Below are 698 nucleotides of genomic sequence, written 5' to 3' on the forward strand. Positions count from 1 at the left end.
TTCCCGGGCCTTGTACACACCGCCCGTCACACCATGGGAGTGGGCTGCAAAAGAAGTGGGTAGTTTAACCTTTCGGGGAGGACGCTCACCACTTTGTGGTTCATGACTGGGGTGAAGTCGTAACAAGGTAGCCCTAGGGGAACCTGGGGCTGGATCACCTCCTTATACGAAGATATCCACGATGAGTACCCACACAGATTGATTAGGTTTAGAAAAGCAAAGAGATGAAGAACTCCCAAGGTTCTTCGAAGTTTGTTTCTACTTTTTAAAGTGGAGATGAATTAGCAGTGTCCCGTTCGTCTAGAGGCCTAGGACACCGCCCTTTCACGGCGGTAACAGGGGTTCGACTCCCCTACGGGATACCATTGGGTCGTTAGCTCAGTTGGTAGAGCAGTTGACTTTTAATCAATTGGTCGCAGGTTCGAATCCTGCACGACCCACCATTTCCTCCCAAGGAAATAAAAATATGGGGCTATAGCTCAGCTGGGAGAGCGCCTGCCTTGCACGCAGGAGGTCTGCGGTTCGATCCCGCATAGCTCCACCATTCCTTCCATAAGAATGGCTTTTATTTTCACTTTTAAAAAGTGAAGACAAAAGGAAACTTTATGGGCGATTAGCTCAGTTGGGAGAGCACCTGCCTTACAAGCAGGGGGTCACTGGTTCGAGCCCGGTATCGCCCACCATCTTTAAGCATTCTC

Annotated in this window: 4 tRNA genes and 1 rRNA gene; all 5 read left to right on the plus strand. The window is 50.0% G+C overall.

The features are described from left to right. Positions 1-165: ribosomal RNA gene (locus CWO27_RS23460) — 16S ribosomal RNA — on the plus strand; the annotation flags it as partial. 124 nt (positions 166-289) lie between these two features. After that, positions 290-365 (plus strand) — tRNA-Glu (locus tag CWO27_RS23465). A gap of 2 nt (positions 366-367) precedes the next feature. Further along, positions 368-443: transfer RNA gene (locus CWO27_RS23470), tRNA-Lys, on the plus strand. A gap of 25 nt (positions 444-468) precedes the next feature. Continuing rightward, positions 469-544: transfer RNA gene (locus CWO27_RS23475), tRNA-Ala, on the plus strand. Positions 545-607: 63 nt separating this feature from the next. Beyond that, positions 608-683 (plus strand) — tRNA-Val (locus tag CWO27_RS23480). The last annotated feature ends 15 nt before the right edge of the window (positions 684-698 follow it).

The organism is Vibrio sp. 10N.286.51.C3, from assembly GCF_003050065.1.
GTDB classification, from domain to species: Bacteria; Pseudomonadota; Gammaproteobacteria; order Enterobacterales; family Vibrionaceae; genus Vibrio; species Vibrio crassostreae.